This window comes from Aquisalinus luteolus, assembly GCF_009712425.2.
In the GTDB taxonomy this organism is placed as follows: domain Bacteria; phylum Pseudomonadota; class Alphaproteobacteria; order Caulobacterales; family Parvularculaceae; genus Aquisalinus; species Aquisalinus luteolus.
Map to the genome: position 1 here is coordinate 1,791,206 of NZ_VCJR02000001.1, position 18,489 is coordinate 1,809,694.

The window sequence follows — 18,489 nt, forward strand, 5'->3', positions numbered from 1 at the left end:
GTGCCCCCGGCCTGTAAGGTTGTCCGGCTGGAGGGCCGGGATGGAGGAGGAAAACGTCTCACCTCACACACTTCCGAGTGCCCGGGAATGGTAGGCACTCGGAAACTTTTTTGCGCCTCTAGTAGTTGAAGCGAAGCCCGACAGCGAAGCTCCGGCCGATCAGTACGTTGCCGAAGTTCATCGTCTCCGGCCCGCCGGCACCGTTATAGTCGTAATAAGACTGCTCCAGTTCGTCGGTCAGGTTGACCGCATCGAAGGAGATGCTGGCCCGATCGCTGATGTCGTAGTTCAGCTGCAGGTCGAGGCTCGATTCCGGGCGACGCCAGATGCCGATCGGGTTGGCGAAAATGCGTGCCTCGTTGTTGTTGAGGAAGTTCTCCCGCCAGACATAGGACAGGCGACCACCGATCGGACCGTTCTCGTAAGCCAGCGTCACGTTGTAGGACCAGTCGGAAACACCGAAGAAGGCGGTTTCTTCCTGCCCGATGATTTCGCCAACCGAGTTGGTCTGCGGAATATTCTGGCGCGAGTCGAGGTTCGTGATACTGCCCAGAACACCGAGCCCGTCGAGAGCCTCCGGCAGGAAGTCCGGGAAGTAGGTCAGGCCGATCTCGAAACCCTCCAGGACGCCGTCGGAAGCGTTGACCGGCTGGGTAACAACGAAGCTCGTGACAGGATCGCCATTTGAATCTTCGAGGCCCGTATTCGGCAGGGTGATCTGGCGCGTCAGCGGCACGACCAGGCCCTCGATCTCACGACGGAAGAAGGTCGTGTAGAACAGGCTGTCCGGGGCAAAGTACCATTCGACACCGAAATCGTAGTTTGTCGCCTGTACAGGCTCCAGATCCGGGTTACCGCCACTGCCGCTACCATAGCCAACGCCCGTCAGGTCGGTAGTCAGGCCGAAGTTCGGGTTCAGGTCAACGAAGTTCGGACGGCGCAGGGTCTGGCCATAGTTGAAACGCAGGCGCAAGTCGTCGCGAACATCGTAGAGAGCAGTGAAGGATGGCAACAGGTCGTCCACCTCCGCACTGTCCGTAGACCGAGTGTAGGGTGTGCCATTGGCAAGATCGGTAAACTCCATATCGGTCTCGACCTTGACGTAACGCAGGCCGAACTGGGTTTGCAGCGGACGACCGAACATCATCGATTCTGCATCCAGCTGGATGTACGCAGCCTGGGTCAGTTCCTGGATGTCGAAGCTTTGCTCCAGGCTGAGAGGATTGACGCCATACCAGCCGCGCACCTCGTCCGTATTGTTCTGCAGGTAGTAACCATTGGCCACGACCCACGATTCCGGCGTGTTGGCACGGCCATCGAAGAAGCCTTCATTATACCACTGGAAGTCCTCCGGCAGCGTGTCCATGTTGACGCCAAGGAATGGTGTCGGTCCAGGAGGCGGTGCGAATTCGGTTGCGCCGCGATCGTCATAGCGGAAACCGAACTTCAGCTCCTGGAAGAAAGTCTGGCCGTTCCAGCCGTCGAGATCGTATGTGCCATCGGCAGATACGGTAACCGCATCACCTTCGGCACGACCGGCGTTTTCATAGAACTGGGCAACAGTCCATGAGGACGGATCATTCAGTTCGGAGTTGTCATTGAACTCCCATGCCGGCAGGCCATCGTCTTCATTGAAGTCGAGGGTCAGCGAAGCAGGAACCCGCTCGGTACGTACGGCGAGGAACTGGGTTTCGAACTCGCTTTCCTGGAAGGAAACATCAGCCTCAAGATCGAAACGATCGCCAATATTCCACTGACCATTCAGCGCGTAGACAAAGCTGTCCGTCTGGGATTCGGTAATGTCGCCACTGTTGAAGCCGAATGGCGCCCCGACCGTCCGTGTCTTGATCAGGTTCGTTCCCGGATAATAGGTCACGGTCGATGCCGGGTCGGCACCAAGAGACCCCCACCAGTCTGCGAAGGTGAAGTGCAGATTGTTGAAGAAGTTCTCGCGATAGCCCTGATAGAAGAACTCCGCAGTGTAGACCGCATTTTCATTCGGCGACCACTGTGCCGCAGCAACGACAGCAGGACGCTCCCGCTCACCAAGGCCATCGGCCTGGAACAGCGCGTCGCGGGCGAGGACGTAAGGATAGTCAACGCCATTGAAGGACAGCGTCGACCCTGCAGCCGTTGGAAGGCCGCGATCGAGACCAGCCTGCCAGATCGGGTTTTCGGCAACACGGCCGTCCGTGTTGAAAATACGCTCAAGCGGCACAAAACCCGGAGGCGGGTTTTCAGCTGACACGAACGGGATAAGGGCGCCCGCCGTAATGCTTTGTGTGCGGAAATTGGTCTCGGAATAGCTGAGGTTCAGCAGTGCACCGAACTCACCCATGTCAGTATCCCACTTGTTACTGATCAGGGCACTCACGTTCGGATCGAACTCTTCGGACTGTTCCTGATAGATACCACGGGCGGAAAGAGAAAGCTCAAAGCCATCCAGATCGAGCGGGCGACGCGACATCACGTCGATCTGGCCGGCAATACCGGTTTCGATCTGTTCCGCAGCACGGGTCTTGTAAACATCAATCCGGCTGACGAGGTTGGATGGAATATCCTGCAAGGCCAAAGAACGGCCCGAGGCGGTAAAGACGTTGCGGCCATTCCAGGTGGTCGTCACGTCCGGCAGGCCACGAATGAACAGCGCCGATGATTCGCCGCTGCCACGGTTGGTGATCTGGATACCGGAGATACGCTGCAGCGCCTCGATAACGTTATTGTCCGGCAGCTTGCCGATGTCTTCGGCAACAACCGAATCGACGATCTGCACACTCTCGCGCTTGATGGCGATTGCTTCCTGGATTGCCTGCTTGATGCCCTGAATGACGATTACGTCTTCGGTTTCCTCGACTTCCTCATCCTGCGCAGAAGCACTGACAGCATAAGCCCCCAGCGCCATTACAGAAGCAGAAGCCAATACGAATTTCCTGATCATGATTATCCCTCCCTAGGAAAATACGGTTTGATTTGTAGTATTTTTACCGGACGGTATATCTAGTCAGAACGCTGATCAAGCACCTGAAACATGCAACCGTTTGTAATTGCATGACGTCGGAAAAGTGAGGCAAATCAGTCACAAAGCGCCCATATATCTTGCAATCGGTTTCAATGGAAATCAGCCGTAGCAGAAATGGAAATCCAGCTTCATTGCTGTATATTTTCAGATACGAAACACACATCCGATGTGTACAAGAACAAAGATGCTGCACCGCGGCATCCCAGGGAGGAAGGTAAGTGCCCTGCCCATGCTGGCAGTGCAAGAGGCTGTGTGCTGAGGGAAAGCACGCTCAGTCTCTCTGCTTTTATCTATAAATCCACCGGCTCGGAATCACCATTCCATCAGCCACATAGCTGGCTGACATCGCTTCAATATCTACTTCAATTTCTACAGGGAGGTTTGACATGAAAATCCTTAGCGGACTGGCCACAGGGATGCTGCTTGCATCTACAGCGCTTGGCAGCGCCTTTGCACAGACAGCAACTGTCTCAATCGATGCGGATAACCCGGGAGACACCATCGAACCGGAAATCTATGGCCATTTCGCCGAGCATCTTGGCCGGAGTATCTATGAAGGTATCTGGGTCGGTGAGGATTCCGATATCCCGAACACGGATGGTTTCCGCAATGATGTTTTATCCGCGCTGCAAGAACTGGAAGTACCGGTTATCCGATGGCCGGGCGGCTGTTTTGCCGACGAATATGACTGGCGCGACGGCATCGGCCCGCGCGAGGATCGTCCGCGCCGCATCAACACCCATTGGGGCTGGGTCATCGAGGATAACGCCTTCGGCACCCATGAATTCCTGAATTTCTCGGAAATGATCGGGGCCGACCCGTACGTCGCCGGGAACATGGGCTCCGGCTCGCCGCGCGAGATGAGCCGCTGGTTCGAATATATGACAACCGACATGGATTCGACCATGGGCCTCCTGCGCGCCGAGAATGGCCGCGAAGAGCCATGGGACGTACCCTATTTCGGTGTCGGCAATGAAAGCTGGGGCTGTGGCGGCAACATGCTGCCCGAATACTCCGCACAGGAGCATAATCGCTACGCCACCTTCATCGACACTGACTGGACCAAGGGACAGGAAGTCAAGCGCGTCGCCACCGGCGCCAATATCGATGACTATGCCTTCACCGAAGCCCTGATGGAGCTGGGTCGATATAATCTGATGGATGCCATCAGCTTGCATTATTACACCTTCACCACCGCTTGGGAGGACAAGGGCGATGCCATCGGCTTCTCGGATGAGGACTGGGCATCGGTTCTGAAAAACTCCCTGCGCATGAGCGAGCTGATCGACAAGCATACCGACATTATGGATGAATACGATCCTGACAACCGTGTCGATCTTTATGTTGATGAATGGGGCACATGGTACAATTCCACTGAAGGCTCCCCTGCGGGCTTCCTGGAACAGCAGAACTCGATCCGCGACGCGCTGGTCGGGGGGCTGACACTGAACATCTTCCACCGCAATACAGACCGGGTGAAGATGGCCAACATCGCCCAGATGGTGAACGTGCTGCAGGCCTCCATCCTGACCGATGGCGAGCGTATGCTGCGCACGCCGACCTATCACCTGCTGAACATGTACAAACCATTCCGCAACGCGACACCATTGCCCGCAACGGTCGATGGCGATGACTTCACCATCGGTGAATTCACTCTGCCCTATGTCGACGTTTCCGTTGCCCGTGGCGAAGATGGCAAGCTTGTCATGGCCCTCGTCAACCTGTCACCGGAGGGTGCAGTCACGGTACGCACGGGTATCAATGGCACCGCATCCGGCAGCATCTTGACCGCCCCGGCGATGGACAGTCACAATACGTTCGACAATCCGGACAATGTCGTGCCGGCAGACTTTTCAAGCAGCAATTCGCGCGGGCGTTTGACGTTCGACCTGCCGCCGCGCTCTGTTGCTGTCGTCATCATTGAGGAGTAATCAGTGCTATCAAGACGCAGCTTTATTCTGGCCTCGACCAGCGCCATTGCGCTGGCGGGGTCTTTTGGGGCTTTCGCCTCCACGGATACACGAATCAAGGCCTCTCCCCTGCCGCTGCGGGATGTGAAGCTGACACCCTCGATTTATCTCAACTCGATCGAGCGAAACCGGGACTACCTGCTCTCGCTCGAGCCCGACCGCCTGCTGCATAATTTCCACTGGAGTGCCGGCCTGGAACCGAAGGCGCCTGTCTATGGCGGTTGGGAGAAACGCGGCATTGCCGGCCACTCTCTCGGCCATTACCTGTCAGGTCTGTCGATGCTCTGGGCACAGACGGGTGATGCCCGCGTCAAGGAGGCCATCGACTATACCGTGGCCGAACTTGCCCGATGCCAGTCGGCCCATGGCGACGGCTATGTCGGCGGCACGACGGTGGAGCGCGATGGCGAGGTCGTCGATGGCAAGATCGTCTTCGAGGAAATCCGTAATGGCGATATCCGCACCGGCGGCTTCGATATCAATGGCGGCTGGGTGCCGCTCTATACCTGGCACAAGATTCACGCCGGGCTCATCGATGCATGGCAGCTGGCCGAAAACGAACAGGCTGCACCGGTCATGCTCGGTCTTGCAGACTATCTCGCAACCATTCTCGAAGGCCTCGATGACGAACAGATGCAGCGCCTTCTCGCCGCAGAACATGGCGGCCTGAACGAGAGCTACGCCAACACCTATGCGCTGACAGGCGACGAGCGCTGGCTCGCCGTGGCGGAAAAGATCCGCCACAAATCGGTGCTCAATCCGCTGGCTGAAGGCGAAAATAATTTGCCTGGACTGCATGCCAATACGCAGATCCCGAAACTGATCGGCCTTGCCCGCATCTATGAACTGACTGGCGAGACGCAGAAGGCGGACACGTCGCGCTTCTTCTATCGCACCGTGCTCGACCACCATACCTATGCCATTGGCGGTAACTCCGAGCGCGAGCATTTCCCGCCACCCGATGTCATCGCTGGTGCGCTGACGGACCGAACCTGTGAGGCGTGTAACACCTACAACATGATGAAGCTCGGCCGGCATCTCTACAGCTGGTCGATGGACCCGGCGCTATTCGACGATTACGAGAACATGTATCTCAACCACATCATGTCGCACCAGCATCCCGAAACCGGCATGTTCGTCTATTTCATGCCGATGCGCAGCGGCTCGCGCCGGACCTATTCCGAACCGACGGAAAGTTTCTGGTGCTGTGTCGGGTCGGGCATGGAAAGCCATGCCAAACATGGTGATTCGGCCTATTGGCAGTCCGGCGATACGCTGTACACCAACCTCTACATGCCATCCGATGTCGATTGGAAGATGGGCGGCATGAGCCTGTCCGTGCGCACCGACTATCCGATGTCAGAGGACATTGCGTTTACGGTCAATGCGGCACCGTCCGAAGAACGCACCCTCGCCTTCCGCCTGCCCGGCTGGTGCGATGCTCCATCCCTCGCCGTGAACGGAGAGGCGATCGAGGTCAGTGCGGGTAGCGGCCATGCCAAGGTCACGCGGCGTTGGCAGGCAGGCGACAAGATCGCCCTCACCCTGCCTATGTCGCTCGCCGTAGAGCCATCCCCGGACGAGCCGAACACGGTCACCTTCCGTCACGGCCCGATGGTGCTAGCCGCCAATGTGGGGCCGGGCACGGAAGAAATGACGGCGCTGCCGCCTGCCCTCGTCGGCAATGATGTCAGCGCGTCAATCACACCGGTCGCAGGCGCCTTCGGCACCTATCGCATGGCCAATGCCAAGCCGTCCGCGGTGACCCTGACGCCTTTCTTCGATCAGTACGAGAACCGTACGGCGGTCTATTTCCCGACATTCTCCGAAGATGAATGGGCAACGAAGAGCGAAGAGTTCCGCGCCGAACAGGCTGCCAAGGCAGCGCTGGAAGCGCGTACCGCCGATGTCATCTATCTCGGCGAGATGCAGCCGGAGCGCGACCATGATTTCCGCACGAACCAGTCGGACGTCATCGCCTTCGGTGGCAAGAACGGTCGCACAGCCTGGTGGGGTGTCGGCAACTACATCGAGTTCGACATGGCCGTGCCCGATGGCCCGGCGATCCTGCAGGTCCTTTACTGGGGCGAGGAGACCAACAAGAACTTCGATGTCATCGTCGAGGGTGAACTGATCGCAAATGAACGCCGCGAAGGACCGGGCAAGCCGGAATTCGTTGCCGTCGATTACGTGCTGCCCCCTGAGCTGACCGCCGGCAAGGACAAGATCGCCGTACGGTTCGAGACCCGCGGCAGCGACGCGCCTGTCTATGAGGTCCGTATTCTCAGGGCCGAAGCGTAGTAACCGCACCGCACTCAAACAAAAAGGCCGCCCAACCGGGCGGCCTTTTCGATTCCATCAGGGCGTTCCCTTATTTGGCAACGCCGGTCTTGATCTTCATCACGTGTACATATTCCTCGCCCGGCTCCAGCCGCGCGGACGGGAAGTCTGGCTTGTTCGGCGCGTCGGGATAGACCTGCGGCTCAAGGCACAGCCCGTCGCCCTGGCGATAGAGCGTGCCGCCCTTGCCCGGCGTCGTGCCGTCGAGGAAGTTGCCGGAATAGAACTGCACCGCCGGCTTGTCGGTATAGATCTTGATCATCCGGCCGCTGACGGGGTCACTGAGTTTTGCTGCCAGCGCCATGTCATCATCGGCGGTATCGAGCACGAAATTGTGGTCATAGCCTAGGCCGAGCATGATCTGTTCGTCCGTGCTGTTGCGCACCCGTGCGCCAATGCGCATCGGCTCGCGGAAGTCGAACGGCGTCTCAGCCACGCTGCGCAGCTCGCCAGTCGGGATCAGCCCTGAATCGACCGGCGTGTAGGCACTCGCCGGGATCATCAGGTCATGTCCCAGGATCGGGCGCATGTCGGCATGGCCGGACAGGTTGAAATAGCTGTGATTGGTCATGTTGATGATGGTCGTCTTGTCCGTTGTCGCGCGGTGATCGATCGTCAGCGTACCGTCATCGTCAAGCATGTAGGTCACGCTTGCCTCGACAGTGCCGGGATAGCCGCCGGCCCCGTCAGGGCTCGTCAGGCTCAGGGTCACGCTGGCGCCATTCTCGTCCTCGCTGATATCGCTGATCGTCCAGACCAGCTTGTCGAAGCCGGTGACGCCGCCATGCAGGTGGTTGTCCCCGTCATTGGCTTCCAGCGTATACTCCGTGCCGTCGAGGGTGAAGGTCGCATTGCCGATGCGGTTGGCAAACCGGCCGATAGTGGCGCCCAGATATTGCGGCGTCGCCAGATATTCCGCCGGGGTGTCGTGGCCGAGCACGATATCGTCAAGCGTGCCGTCCTTGTCCGGTGTCTGGAGTGATTGCAGCGTCGCACCCAGCGTGATGATGCGGGCGGTGATGCCGTCTTCGGTGCTGAGGACAACGGCCTCGATTTCGGTGCCGTCTTCCAGCGTCCCGAATACTTCACGCTCGGCATCTGCGGCCATGGCGCCTGATACAGTCATGATGGCGGCTGCGCTGGTCAGCGCGATTGTACGAATAGTGGACACTGTTACCTCCCGATTGTTCTTGTCATCTGTCTTGGTCCGGAAACCAGCCTAGCCGATTACGCAATCGGTTGGAATGCGCATCTGGGCAAGGATGGGGTTACGCAAACGATCTCATTGGACTTGCATGGTCTGATTTATTGACAAGAATATGACCGCCACTACCCTGCGGCATCACGAAATACTCAATAATAACAGGCCAATAACGCCAGCCCGCAATCCGGGCAGAATATAAAGGCCAGCACTTAAAGGGAGGTGCGCTTGTCAGGGGTACGGCTTTCGCGCATCAGCAAACGCTTCGGCGATGTGACTGTCATCGACCAGGTCTCGCTCGATATCGAGGCGGGCGAATTCGTCGTGTTTCTCGGGCCGTCCGGCTGCGGCAAGTCGACTATCCTGCGCATGATCGCGGGTCTTGAGACTGTCGACGATGGCGAGATCCATATCGGTGAGCGCCGGGTCGATCATCTCAAACCGGGCGAGCGCGGCGTCGCCATGGTGTTCCAGAATTACGCCCTCTACCCGCACATGACCGTGCGCGACAACCTTGCCTTCGGGTTGAAGAATGTCGGTACCGACAAGCAGGTCATCAGCAAGCGGATCGATGAGGCGGCACAGAGCCTCGAGATCACCGCCCTGCTCGACCGGCGCCCGGGCCAGCTTTCCGGCGGCCAGCGCCAGCGTGTCGCCATCGCCCGCGCCATCGTGAAAGAACCTGCGCTCTTCCTGTTCGACGAGCCCCTCTCGAACCTCGACGCAGCCCTGCGCGGCCGCACGCGGCTGGAACTGGCGCAACTGCACCAGCGGCTCGGCGCGACCATGGTCTTCGTGACCCACGACCAGGTCGAGGCGATGACCCTTGCCGACCGCATCGTCGTGCTCAATGAGTGCAAGATCGAGCAGATCGGCTCGCCGATGGAGATCTATCGCCGGCCGGCGACGCAATTCGTCGCGACCTTCGTCGGCTCGCCGCGCATCAACCTGCTGCCCGTAACTGTTAATGCGGGCACGGACGACAAGGCCGCCATCGCCCTCCCCAATGGCGAGCAACTTCTAACAGCCATACCCATGGCCAAGCTGCCCGAGGGTGAGAGCTTCACCGTCGGCATCCGCCCGGAACATGCCCGCATCGCCGAAGATGGCGTCGGCGAGGTGACTGGCACGGCGGAGGTAGTCGAACGCCTCGGCGAACGCTGCCTGATCTATCTCGACCTTGGCAATGGCCACAAGCTGACGGCGGAAGACCGTGGCGGCTCCACCGTCAAGGCGGGCGATACCTGCACCGTGAAAGTCAAATCCAGCCGCGCCCACCTGTTCGATTCCACCGGCAAGGGCTGGCACGCGGAGGGCGAATGACCGATACGCTCTCCGTCGAGACGGCCAGCATACCCAAGGTCAAACGCCGCAAGGCGGTCGACTGGGACGGCTATCTATTCATCGCGCCCTATCTCGCCCTGTTCCTGTTGATGATCGTCACGCCACTTTTGATTGGCGTCTGGCTCTCCTTCACCAAGGGCGACCTGTTCGGCGTGGAGCGTTTCGTCGGGTTCGAGAATTTCGCCCGCCTCGCCGGTGATCCGATTTTTCGCGAGGTCGTGTGGAACACGCTCTATTTCGTTGTCCTGACCGTCCCAACCCTGACGATACTGGGCCTCGCCCTCGCCCTCGCCCTGAACTTCCAGACGCGCTGGGCGGCGGTGCTGCGCACGATATTCTTCTCCTCGACCGTCCTGTCCGTCACCGTTGTGACGCTCGTCTGGCGGCTGGTCTTCCTGCCTGATGGCGGCCTTTTGGGGGAGATCAGCGAAGCACTGGGCCAGACACCTGTCGCGTGGCTGAACGATCCACAGCTTGCCATGCCTGCCATCGCCATCACCACGATCTGGTGGTGCCTCGGCCTGCCCATGGTGCTCTATCTCGCCGCCCTGCAACAGGTGCCGCGCGAGCTTTATGAGGCCGCCGCCCTCGACGGCGCAGGGCGCTGGCGCACCCTTTGGAGCATCACCCTGCCCGCCGTGCGTCGCACGACCATGATCGTCATCGTCATCGAGATCATCCTGCAGTTCCAGCTGTTCGGCCAGCCGCAGCTGATGACCCTCGGCGGACCCAATAACGCGACGCGGCCCATCGTCCTCTTCATCTACGAGACCGGCTGGCGCCAATGGGAGCTCGGCTATGCCGCCGCCGCCGCGCAGGTGCTGTTCGCGATGATCATGGTCGCGGCCATGGCGCAGTATTTCGTCTCCTCACGGAAGGAGGAAGCGTAATGCGCGCGATGAGATTGCACCCGGCGGCCCTCACCCTTGTCATCATCGGCGCGGTGATCATGATGATCCCGCTCCTGTGGGTGCTCGGCCTGTCGTTCAAATCGAACGCCGAGCTGCTGGCCGACACAAGCCGCGTGTTCAGCCCGCCCTATACGCTGGAGAACTATCTCAACATCTTCGGCAATGGCGAGGTGTTCCGCTGGATTATCAACAGCCTGATCGTGTCGCTGGGCATGACCACGGGCGTGCTCGTTATCTCCTCGCTGGCGGGCTACGCCTTCGCCCGGCTCGATTTCCCGTTCCGCAACCTGATCTTCATCATCGTCCTGCTCGGTCTCGCCGTGCCGGAACAGGCGGTCATCATCGCCCGCCACCAGATGTTCTCCGCTGTCGAAATGCACAACACCTATTTCGCTCTGATCATCCCGGGCATGGCGACGCCCTTCGGCGTGTTCCTGATGACGCAATATTTCAAGGCGATCCCGAAAGACATCGACGAGGCCGCCCTGCTCGACGGTGCCTCGCGCTTTACCGTATTCTGGAAAGTCCTCCTGCCGCTGACAATCCCGGCGCAGGCGACGCTCGGCATCTTCGTCTTCCTGACCGCGTGGAACGATTACTGGTGGCCGCTCATCTCCGGCACGAACAAGGAGATGTTCACGCTTACGGTCGGCATCGCCTCGACCCAGCAGAATTTCGCCCAGACAGAGGGGCTCGGCTTCCTGATGTCTCAGGCCGTCTTTGCCGCCCTGCCGATCCTGATCGTCTATCTGATCTTCCAGAAATACATCATCCAGGCCGTTGCGGGGGCCGCCGGCCGATGAGACGCGCATTCCTCTTCCTCCTTCTGGTCATCGCTGCCTGCACGCCTTCTGACGAGCGCACCGAGCTGCGCATCCAGCGCTTCTTCGGCGCCTGCGATGCCGACTATGGCGGCAGGACCGACATCGCCGCCGCCGAGGGTGAATGCGGGATCATGACCTCTATCATCAACGCGTTCGAGGCAGAGAACCCCGACATTCGCGTGAACCGCAATGTCGTGTTCTGGCCCGGCTATGACCAGCTGACGGCGCAGCTCGCCGCCAATGACGCACCGGACCTCGTGACCATGCATGGCTCCGTCATCTCCGATTATCAGGCCCGCGACCTGCTACTGCCACTGGGCGATGCAATGGCCGAACAGGGTATCAATACGGCGGATTTCACCGATGCCGCCCGCCGCGCCGTGGAGATCGATGGCCAGCTCTGGGGCCTGCCCATCGATACATGGGCGCCGCTTTGGCATATCAACATGAACCTGTTCCGCGAGGCGGGCTTGGTCGAGGAAGGCGAACCGATCCTGCCGACCAACAAGGAAGAGCTGTTCGCGCAGGCAGAGCAGTTCCGCCAGCGCACGGGCAAGCCCTATTTCGTGCAGGCGACAGCGAATGAATACGCCTCCTTCACGCGCAATTTCTACACCTTCATCTACCAGCAGGGCAGCTCTCCCTATACGGAAGATGGCCGGGCGAACTTTACGACGCCGGAAGCCGCCGAAGCCCTCTCCCTGTTCCGCGAAATCTATGAACGCGACATGACCACCAAGAACCAGGACTACAGCGCATCTGTCTCCGGCTTCCTCAACGGTCAGGGCGGCGTCTATCTCGTCGGCACCTGGATGGTCGGCACGTTCGAGCAGGCCTCGAAGGAAACAGGCCACGCGCTGGAAAGTGGCTATACCGTCTATCCCTATCCGCAGCTCTATGGCCGCAACGTGACCTATGCCGATGGCCATAACTGGGTGATGCCGGCCGATCCGTCGCGCACGCCGGAAGAGCGCGAGGCGGCCCTGCGCTTCCTTGAGTTCTTCGCCGAGCAGAACGTCCACTGGTCGCGCACCGGGCACCTGCCGGTCTTTCAGGAAACGATCGACAGCGCCGACTGGCTCGCCCTGCCCCATCGCGAAAACCTCGCGCCGCTTGCCGCCAATGCGCAGCCGCTGCCGAAATCGATCCGCCGGCAATTCCCGATCGAGACCATCGTCGGGCAGGAATCCGCTGCCGCCGTCACCGGCGCCAAACCGGTCGACCAGACCCTTGCCGACATGGAACGGCGCATCAACACGATCCTCGACAATCTGTAAACGGAGACTGACCCCATGCTGAAATCCCGCCTCGTCGCCGACCGCGATTTTCCCGTCGCCCCGCTGGATCGGCGAGTCTTCGGCACCTTCGTTGAGCATATGGGCCGCAGCGTCTATGGCGGCATTTACGAGCCGGGCCATCCGACGGCGGATGAAAACGGCTTCCGCGGCGACGTCATGGAGCTGACCAAGGAGCTGGGGCCCACCATCGTGCGCTATCCGGGCGGCAATTTCCTGTCCGGCTATAACTGGGAAGACGGCGTCGGACCGAAGGACAAGCGCCCGGTCAAGAAAGACCTTGCCTGGGGTGAGATAGAGACCAACCAGTTCGGCACGAACGAGTTCATGAACTGGTGCAAGATCGCCGATGTCGAGCCAATGTTCGCCGTCAATCTCGGCACGCGCGGGCCGGACGAGGCTCGCAATCTGCTGGAATATTGCAATCATCCGGGTGGCACCTACTGGTCGGACCTGCGCCGCGAGCATGGCTATGAGGAGCCGCATGACATCAAGTTCTGGTGCCTCGGCAACGAGATGGATGGCCCGTGGCAGATCTGCCAGAAGACGGCCTATGAATATGGCCGCGCCGCCAAGGAAACGGCCAAGGTCATGCGCTGGGATTGTGATGGGCTGGAGCTTGCGGCCTGTGGCTCCTCCTTCCGCGACATGCCGACCTATGGCGCGTGGGAGTACGAGGTGCTCGACCTGACCTTCGATCAAGTCGACTACATCTCCCTGCACCAGTATTTCCGCAAGGAAGACACGGGCGATGACTGGCTGTCCTTCTCCACGACCATCGACAAGCTCGACAATTTCATCACTGAGGTAACTTCCATCGCCGATGCCGTTGCTGCCAAGCGCCGCTCAAAGAAGCGCATCATGCTGTCGCTTGACGAATGGAACGTCTGGTACAAGACCCATCACGGCGAGCATCTGCGCCGCCCCGGCTGGCCGACTGCGCCAAAGCTGATCGAGGAAGTCTATAATTTCGAGGATGCGCTGATCGTCGGCGGTGCGCTCATCACAATGATGAACCATGCCGACCGGCTGAAGGCCGGCTGCCTCGCACAGCTCGTCAACGTGATCGGCCCGATCATGACCGAGACCGGCGGCCCGGCGTGGCGCCAGACCATCTTCCACCCTTTCGCCCTGTCCTCACGCTTCGGCCACGGCACCGTGCTGCGCACGCAGGTCGAGACCGGCACGTTCGAAGCCTGCGGCGAGACAGCGCCCTATCTCGTCGCCTGCGTCATCTACGATGCCGAGACCGGCCAGTCAGCGATCTTCGCCCTGAACCGTCACGAGACGGAAGAGATGGAATTCGAGGCTGTGCTGAAGGGGCTGGGCAACCGCGAAATCATCGAGGCCCATGAGCTGCATCACGCGGACATGGAAGCGATCAACGACAAGGACACGCCGGATCGGGTACAGCCTGCTGCCCACTCTCACGTCAGCGTCGATGGCGAGGCCCTCAAAGCGACCCTGAAGCCGCTGTCGTGGAACGTGTTCGTCACCAGGACTGCCTGATCAGCTTCACCTGGCAACAACTCAGGGAGGCATATTCCAGCGCGCTGCACCGTATCGAATACGCCCGCCGAAATGTTGCAGCGCGAAGGATTATGGCCGATTTCTGCAAACTGAAAATCCACCATCAAAAGTATGGATTTTGGCAAATGAAATGGATTGCAAGATCATGCAATGACCTTGCAATTTCTTGCAATGCGGCGTGATATGCTTTCCATGTCAAAAACATTGCCCAGACCCGTTACGGCCGAAACGACCATGTTCGAGATTGCCCAGCTGGCTGGGGTCTCGGAATCGACCGTCTCTCGTGCCCTGTCCGGCTCGCCACTCGTCAACGAGAACACGCGCAACCGCATCCTCAAGATTGCCCGCAGCGCGAATTATACGGTCAACATCAACGCTCGCAATCTGCGCCAGAAGCGCACACGGACGATCGAGGTGCTGATCCCGCTAGCCGAATATGGCCGCCAGCACATGTCGGATCCGTTCTATCTCGACATGCTCGGCGTACTCGCCGATGCTTTGAGTGAACGCCATTACGACATGCTGCTGACCAAGCGCGCACCGTGGGCAAAGGGCGTGGAGACGAATTCGATCCAGTGCGGCCGGGCCGATGGCATCATCATCATGAGCCAGGGACAGGACCTTGAAGCGCTGCGCAGCTTCACCGATCTCTACCCTCAGGTCGTCGTCTGGGGCGGTCACCTGCGCGAAGACGATTACATCGTCGTCGGCACGGACAACGTCGCCGGCGGCAAGCTTGCCACCGAACACCTGATGAAAATCGGTCGTAAGCGGATCGCTTTCCTTGGCGACCCGGCTGAACCGGAAATCGCCCTGCGCCAGGAAGGTTATCGCAAGGCGTTCTCCGATAACGGGATAGCAGTTGATGAGTCTCTCATCTTCTCAGCGCCATTTGACGCGCGCGAAGCGCGTGCTTCGGCAGAAAAAATGCTGCAGTCCGGTGTGAAGTTCGACGCGATATTCTGTGCCAGCGACGTCATCGCCATGAGCGCGATCACCACCCTGCGCAATGCCGGACTGGAAGTACCACGGGATGTGTCCATCGTCGGTTATGACGACATCCTGATTGCTTCCTCCTTCGGCCCGTCGCTGACGACCGTCAGCCAGAGAATTCAGGATGGCGGCAAGACCATGGTCGATCTCCTGCTACAGCGGATCGAAGGAAAGAGTGTTGATACGACACTCCTGCCGGTCGAGCTGATCGTGCGCGAGAGTTGCGGCGCACAGTAATCGCCTCACCCTGATTTCCTGTTTCTGCAACGGTTTTCATCGGCTACAGCCCTTGCCCGGGCTGGTGGAGAGAATATTTTTATCCGCATAGCGACAGGGAACACCACAATGAAAAAATACCTGCTTCTGTCTGTGCTGCCCCTGGCTTTAGCGGCGGCCTGCAGCAATCAAGATTCCTCGCAGGAAGTCGCCTCTTCCACAGCGGAGACTGAGGAAATGAGCCAGCAAGCCGGCGACACCGATATTGAACAGACTGCGGAGGAAACAATGGCAGCCAGTGCAATCAATGATAGCCAGCCTTTTATCGAACAACGTGCAGACCCGTGGATCACCCAAGGCGAAGATGGCCGCTATTACTTCATCGCGACAGTACCCGACTATGACCAGCTGGAAATCCGTGCCTCGGACACACTTGCCGGGCTGAAGGATGCCGAGCCTAAGGTTATCTGGGAGAAGAAAGAGACCGGCCCGATGGGCCATCATATCTGGGCGCCGGAGCTGCACTGGGTTGACGGTGCCTGGCGCATCTATTTCGCTGCCGGCGAGGCGGAGAACATCTGGAACATCCGCATGTATGCGCTTTCCAATCCCTCTGCCAATCCGCTGGAGGGCGAATGGACTGAAAACGGTCGTGTGCTGAGTGACATGGATGATTTCTCCCTCGACGCTACCACTTTCGAGCATCGCGGCAAGCGCTATTATATCTGGGCCCAACGCCTGCCGCGCGAGCATCACAATACCGGCCTGGTTATGTCGGAAATGGCAAGCGCGACGGAGCTGACTGGCCCCGAGATCATCCTGACCGAGCCGACACTCGACTGGGAAATCCAGGGCCATTACGTCAATGAGGGCGCTGCCGTCATCAAGCATGGCGGCCGCATCTTCATTACCTATTCCGCGAGCGCCACCGATCACAATTATGCCGTAGGTCTTCTGTGGGCGGATGAAGATGCCGACCTGATGGATCCGGCCTCGTGGAACAAATCGCAGGAACCGGTCTTTGCCTCCAACCCGGATGTCAGCCGCTTCGGCCCGGGCCACAACTCCTTCACCAAGACGGCGGATGGACAGGACGTGCTCGTCTATCACGCGCGCACTTACAAGGAGATCGAGGGCAACCCGCTCGACAATCCGGACAGGCACACCTTCCTGCATCCGTTCACGTGGACGGAAGATGGTTTCCCCGATTTCGGCAAGCCCGGCGAATAGCAGTCCCCGGCTTTTCAAGAGTGCAAAGAAAGCCCTGCCAAAAGCGGGGCTTTTAACTTGAGCAGGAACCTCGCCGGTCAGATCATGGTAATCTGAGGAAACTCGTCTTTCATCGCTTCCTGCCAGCTGGCGAGCTTGTCTTCCGGCAGGAGGGAGACGAAGCAGCCGCCAAATCCACCACCGGTCATGCGTGAGCCCAGCGCCCCGTGATGACGGGCGCGGATGACCATCTCGTCGAGCACCGGATGGGTAATCTCGAAATCATCGCGCATGGAGATATGGCTCTCATCCATCAACCGGCCAAGCTCTCCAACATCACCCTTGAGGATAGCATCGACAGCAGCAAGGACACGTTTGTGCTCCGTGCACTGATGGCGCATGCGCCGGTTGATCGGCTCATCCAGTTTCAGGGCGCGCTCGAATGTTGCATCATCCATCAGGCAGGGGTTCGGCTCATCGAGGAGATTCTTGCCTTCCTCGCACTCTGCACGGCGCACGGCATAGCGCCCTTCGTCGAGGCGGCGCTGGACACCGGAATGGGCGACCGCCATGACATGGCCCTCGGGCAGCGTTACCTTTTCCGTCTCCAGCGTCAGAGTATTGAGGAACAGGGCCGTGCCGGGCTCGGCCAGCGCCACTGCCATCTGGTCCATGATACCGCACGGCACACCGAGGTAGTCGTTCTCGATCTTCTGGGCCCACAGGGCAATGGTCTTGTCGTCCTCGTCAAAGACGCCGATGGCGCGGGCGGCCTTCAGGCAGGCAACCAGCAGGGCAGCGGAGGAGGAAAGGCCCGTGCCTGCCGGAATATCGCTTTCCAGCGTGATGTCTGCACCGCCCCTGAACAGGCTCTTGTCACTCAGAAAGGCAAAGGCGGCCGCGGCATAATCCGACCAGTGGCCATCGCGGGCGAACACCACGGGGCGCTCCTTCATCTCGTCGAAACCCGGAGAATAGATACGCAGCGTATCACCATCGGTCGGCGCAAGCGACACGGTCATCGACCGGTCGACCAGCGCCGGCAGCACGGCCCCGCCATTGTAATCGGTATGCTCACCGATGATATTTACGCGGCCCGGCACGGTCTGCACCGTCTTCGGCGCATAGCCGAATGTTTCTTCGAATATACTCATCTGCCTACAAATCTTTCCCTGGATATCCTTGAGGGATGCCGCCGCCTGTTCCGGCATGTTGTCGACGGTAAACATGCCCGTCGACTGCTCGACGGAGGCAAGATACTTGGTCTTGTCGGTCGAGCGCAGGAGCAGGATAGACCTGCGCGGTGAAATTAAAGTACCCCTCCTCACGCTGCGGCGCGGCGTGAAGGCTCAGCATGCATGGCGTCGGCCGACCGAAAAGTTCGTCATAGCGCCGGCAAGTCGATTCCCCTATCCGAAGTTAAAATCGCTCACATCGATGTCCGATGTATCGACGTCGACCAGCCTGATCGAGTTGTAGGTATCGCCGGTGATGGACACGACTGTGTCGGCCCCGTCCTGCACGACACTCAGCTTGGCGAAGGCATCGGCTGCGGTCTCGACGCCTGTTCGCAGGCCCTGCGTCGACAGGTCGATGACATCGATCCCGTCTTCCCAGTCCATGATCCGGTCATGGCG

Annotated in this window: 12 protein-coding genes and 1 pseudogene; 9 read left to right on the forward strand and 4 right to left on the reverse strand. The window is 59.5% G+C overall.

Translation table 11 applies throughout. The annotated features are described in order from the left end of the window. Window positions 1–118: 118 nt before the first annotated feature. Window positions 119–2,938 carry a TonB-dependent receptor gene (locus tag FF098_RS08350; RefSeq protein WP_155139239.1) on the reverse strand — a complete coding sequence of 940 codons (2,820 nt, stop codon included), beginning with the start codon at window positions 2,936–2,938 and terminating at the stop codon, window positions 119–121. A 467-nt stretch (window positions 2,939–3,405) separates the two neighbouring features. Here FF098_RS08350 and FF098_RS08355 point away from each other — a divergent pair, with 467 nt between their 5' ends. After that, a complete protein-coding gene (locus FF098_RS08355) occupies window positions 3,406–4,950 on the forward strand; it encodes an alpha-N-arabinofuranosidase (protein ID WP_155139241.1) in 1,545 nt (514 codons plus the stop codon). A gap of 3 nt (window positions 4,951–4,953) precedes the next feature. Next, window positions 4,954–7,290: a glycoside hydrolase family 127 protein gene (locus tag FF098_RS08360; RefSeq protein ID WP_155139243.1), complete on the forward strand. Its 2,337-nt coding sequence runs from the start codon at window positions 4,954–4,956 to the stop codon at window positions 7,288–7,290. Window positions 7,291–7,360: 70 nt separating this feature from the next. On the opposite strand, the gene FF098_RS08365 is transcribed toward FF098_RS08360, so the two are convergent. Next, window positions 7,361–8,500: an aldose epimerase family protein gene (locus tag FF098_RS08365; protein WP_205967424.1), complete on the reverse strand. Its 1,140-nt coding sequence runs from the start codon at window positions 8,498–8,500 to the stop codon at window positions 7,361–7,363. A 258-nt stretch (window positions 8,501–8,758) separates the two neighbouring features. Here FF098_RS08365 and FF098_RS08370 point away from each other — a divergent pair, with 258 nt between their 5' ends. The 7 genes from FF098_RS08370 (at window position 8,759) to FF098_RS08400 (ending at window position 16,873) form a co-directional block, all read left to right on the forward strand. Beyond that, entirely contained in the window at window positions 8,759–9,853 is a 1,095-nt protein-coding gene (locus tag FF098_RS08370; RefSeq protein ID WP_155139245.1) for an ABC transporter ATP-binding protein, read from the forward strand. Beyond that, window positions 9,850–10,764, forward strand: a complete 915-nt coding sequence (locus tag FF098_RS08375) for a carbohydrate ABC transporter permease (RefSeq protein WP_155139247.1) — start codon at window positions 9,850–9,852, stop codon at window positions 10,762–10,764. The genes FF098_RS08370 and FF098_RS08375 overlap by 4 nt, the downstream gene beginning before the upstream one ends. An 8-nt stretch (window positions 10,765–10,772) precedes the next feature. Then, a complete protein-coding gene (locus FF098_RS08380; protein ID WP_373291485.1) occupies window positions 10,773–11,588 on the forward strand; it encodes a carbohydrate ABC transporter permease in 816 nt (271 codons plus the stop codon). Then, window positions 11,585–12,886: an extracellular solute-binding protein gene (locus FF098_RS08385; protein WP_155139251.1), complete on the forward strand. Its 1,302-nt coding sequence runs from the start codon at window positions 11,585–11,587 to the stop codon at window positions 12,884–12,886. The genes FF098_RS08380 and FF098_RS08385 overlap by 4 nt, the downstream gene beginning before the upstream one ends. A 15-nt stretch (window positions 12,887–12,901) precedes the next feature. Continuing rightward, complete coding sequence (arfA, locus tag FF098_RS08390; protein ID WP_155139253.1) at window positions 12,902–14,413, forward strand: arabinosylfuranosidase ArfA; 1,512 nt, start codon at window positions 12,902–12,904, stop codon at window positions 14,411–14,413. 213 nt (window positions 14,414–14,626) lie between these two features. Continuing rightward, a complete protein-coding gene (locus tag FF098_RS08395; RefSeq protein ID WP_166426402.1) occupies window positions 14,627–15,664 on the forward strand; it encodes a LacI family DNA-binding transcriptional regulator in 1,038 nt (345 codons plus the stop codon). A gap of 216 nt (window positions 15,665–15,880) precedes the next feature. After that, window positions 15,881–16,873, forward strand: coding sequence for a glycoside hydrolase family 43 protein (locus tag FF098_RS08400; protein WP_155139257.1), 993 nt, complete (start codon window positions 15,881–15,883; stop codon window positions 16,871–16,873). A gap of 77 nt (window positions 16,874–16,950) precedes the next feature. Here the strand turns inward: FF098_RS08400 and galK are convergent, their stop codons facing one another. Next, on the reverse strand, window positions 16,951–18,180 hold the full coding sequence (galK, locus tag FF098_RS08405) for a galactokinase (RefSeq protein WP_155139259.1): 1,230 nt from the start codon (window positions 18,178–18,180) through the stop codon (window positions 16,951–16,953). Window positions 18,181–18,261: 81 nt separating this feature from the next. Further along, window positions 18,262–18,489: pseudogene (locus FF098_RS08410) on the reverse strand (hypothetical protein); the annotation flags it as partial.

What these genes read in the sequence shown, in the direction of transcription:
- FF098_RS08350 (WP_155139239.1), bottom strand. Translation starts at nt 2,938, where the DNA reads ATGATCAGGAAATTCGTATTGGCTTCTGCTTCTGTAATGGCGCTGGGG.
- FF098_RS08355 (WP_155139241.1), top strand. Translation starts at nt 3,406, where the DNA reads ATGAAAATCCTTAGCGGACTGGCCACAGGGATGCTGCTTGCATCTACA.
- FF098_RS08375 (WP_155139247.1), top strand. Translation starts at nt 9,850, where the DNA reads ATGACCGATACGCTCTCCGTCGAGACGGCCAGCATACCCAAGGTCAAA.
- FF098_RS08380 (WP_373291485.1), top strand. Translation starts at nt 10,773, where the DNA reads ATGAGATTGCACCCGGCGGCCCTCACCCTTGTCATCATCGGCGCGGTG.
- FF098_RS08385 (WP_155139251.1), top strand. Translation starts at nt 11,585, where the DNA reads ATGAGACGCGCATTCCTCTTCCTCCTTCTGGTCATCGCTGCCTGCACG.
- arfA (WP_155139253.1), top strand. Translation starts at nt 12,902, where the DNA reads ATGCTGAAATCCCGCCTCGTCGCCGACCGCGATTTTCCCGTCGCCCCG.
- FF098_RS08395 (WP_166426402.1), top strand. Translation starts at nt 14,627, where the DNA reads ATGTCAAAAACATTGCCCAGACCCGTTACGGCCGAAACGACCATGTTC.
- FF098_RS08400 (WP_155139257.1), top strand. Translation starts at nt 15,881, where the DNA reads ATGAGCCAGCAAGCCGGCGACACCGATATTGAACAGACTGCGGAGGAA.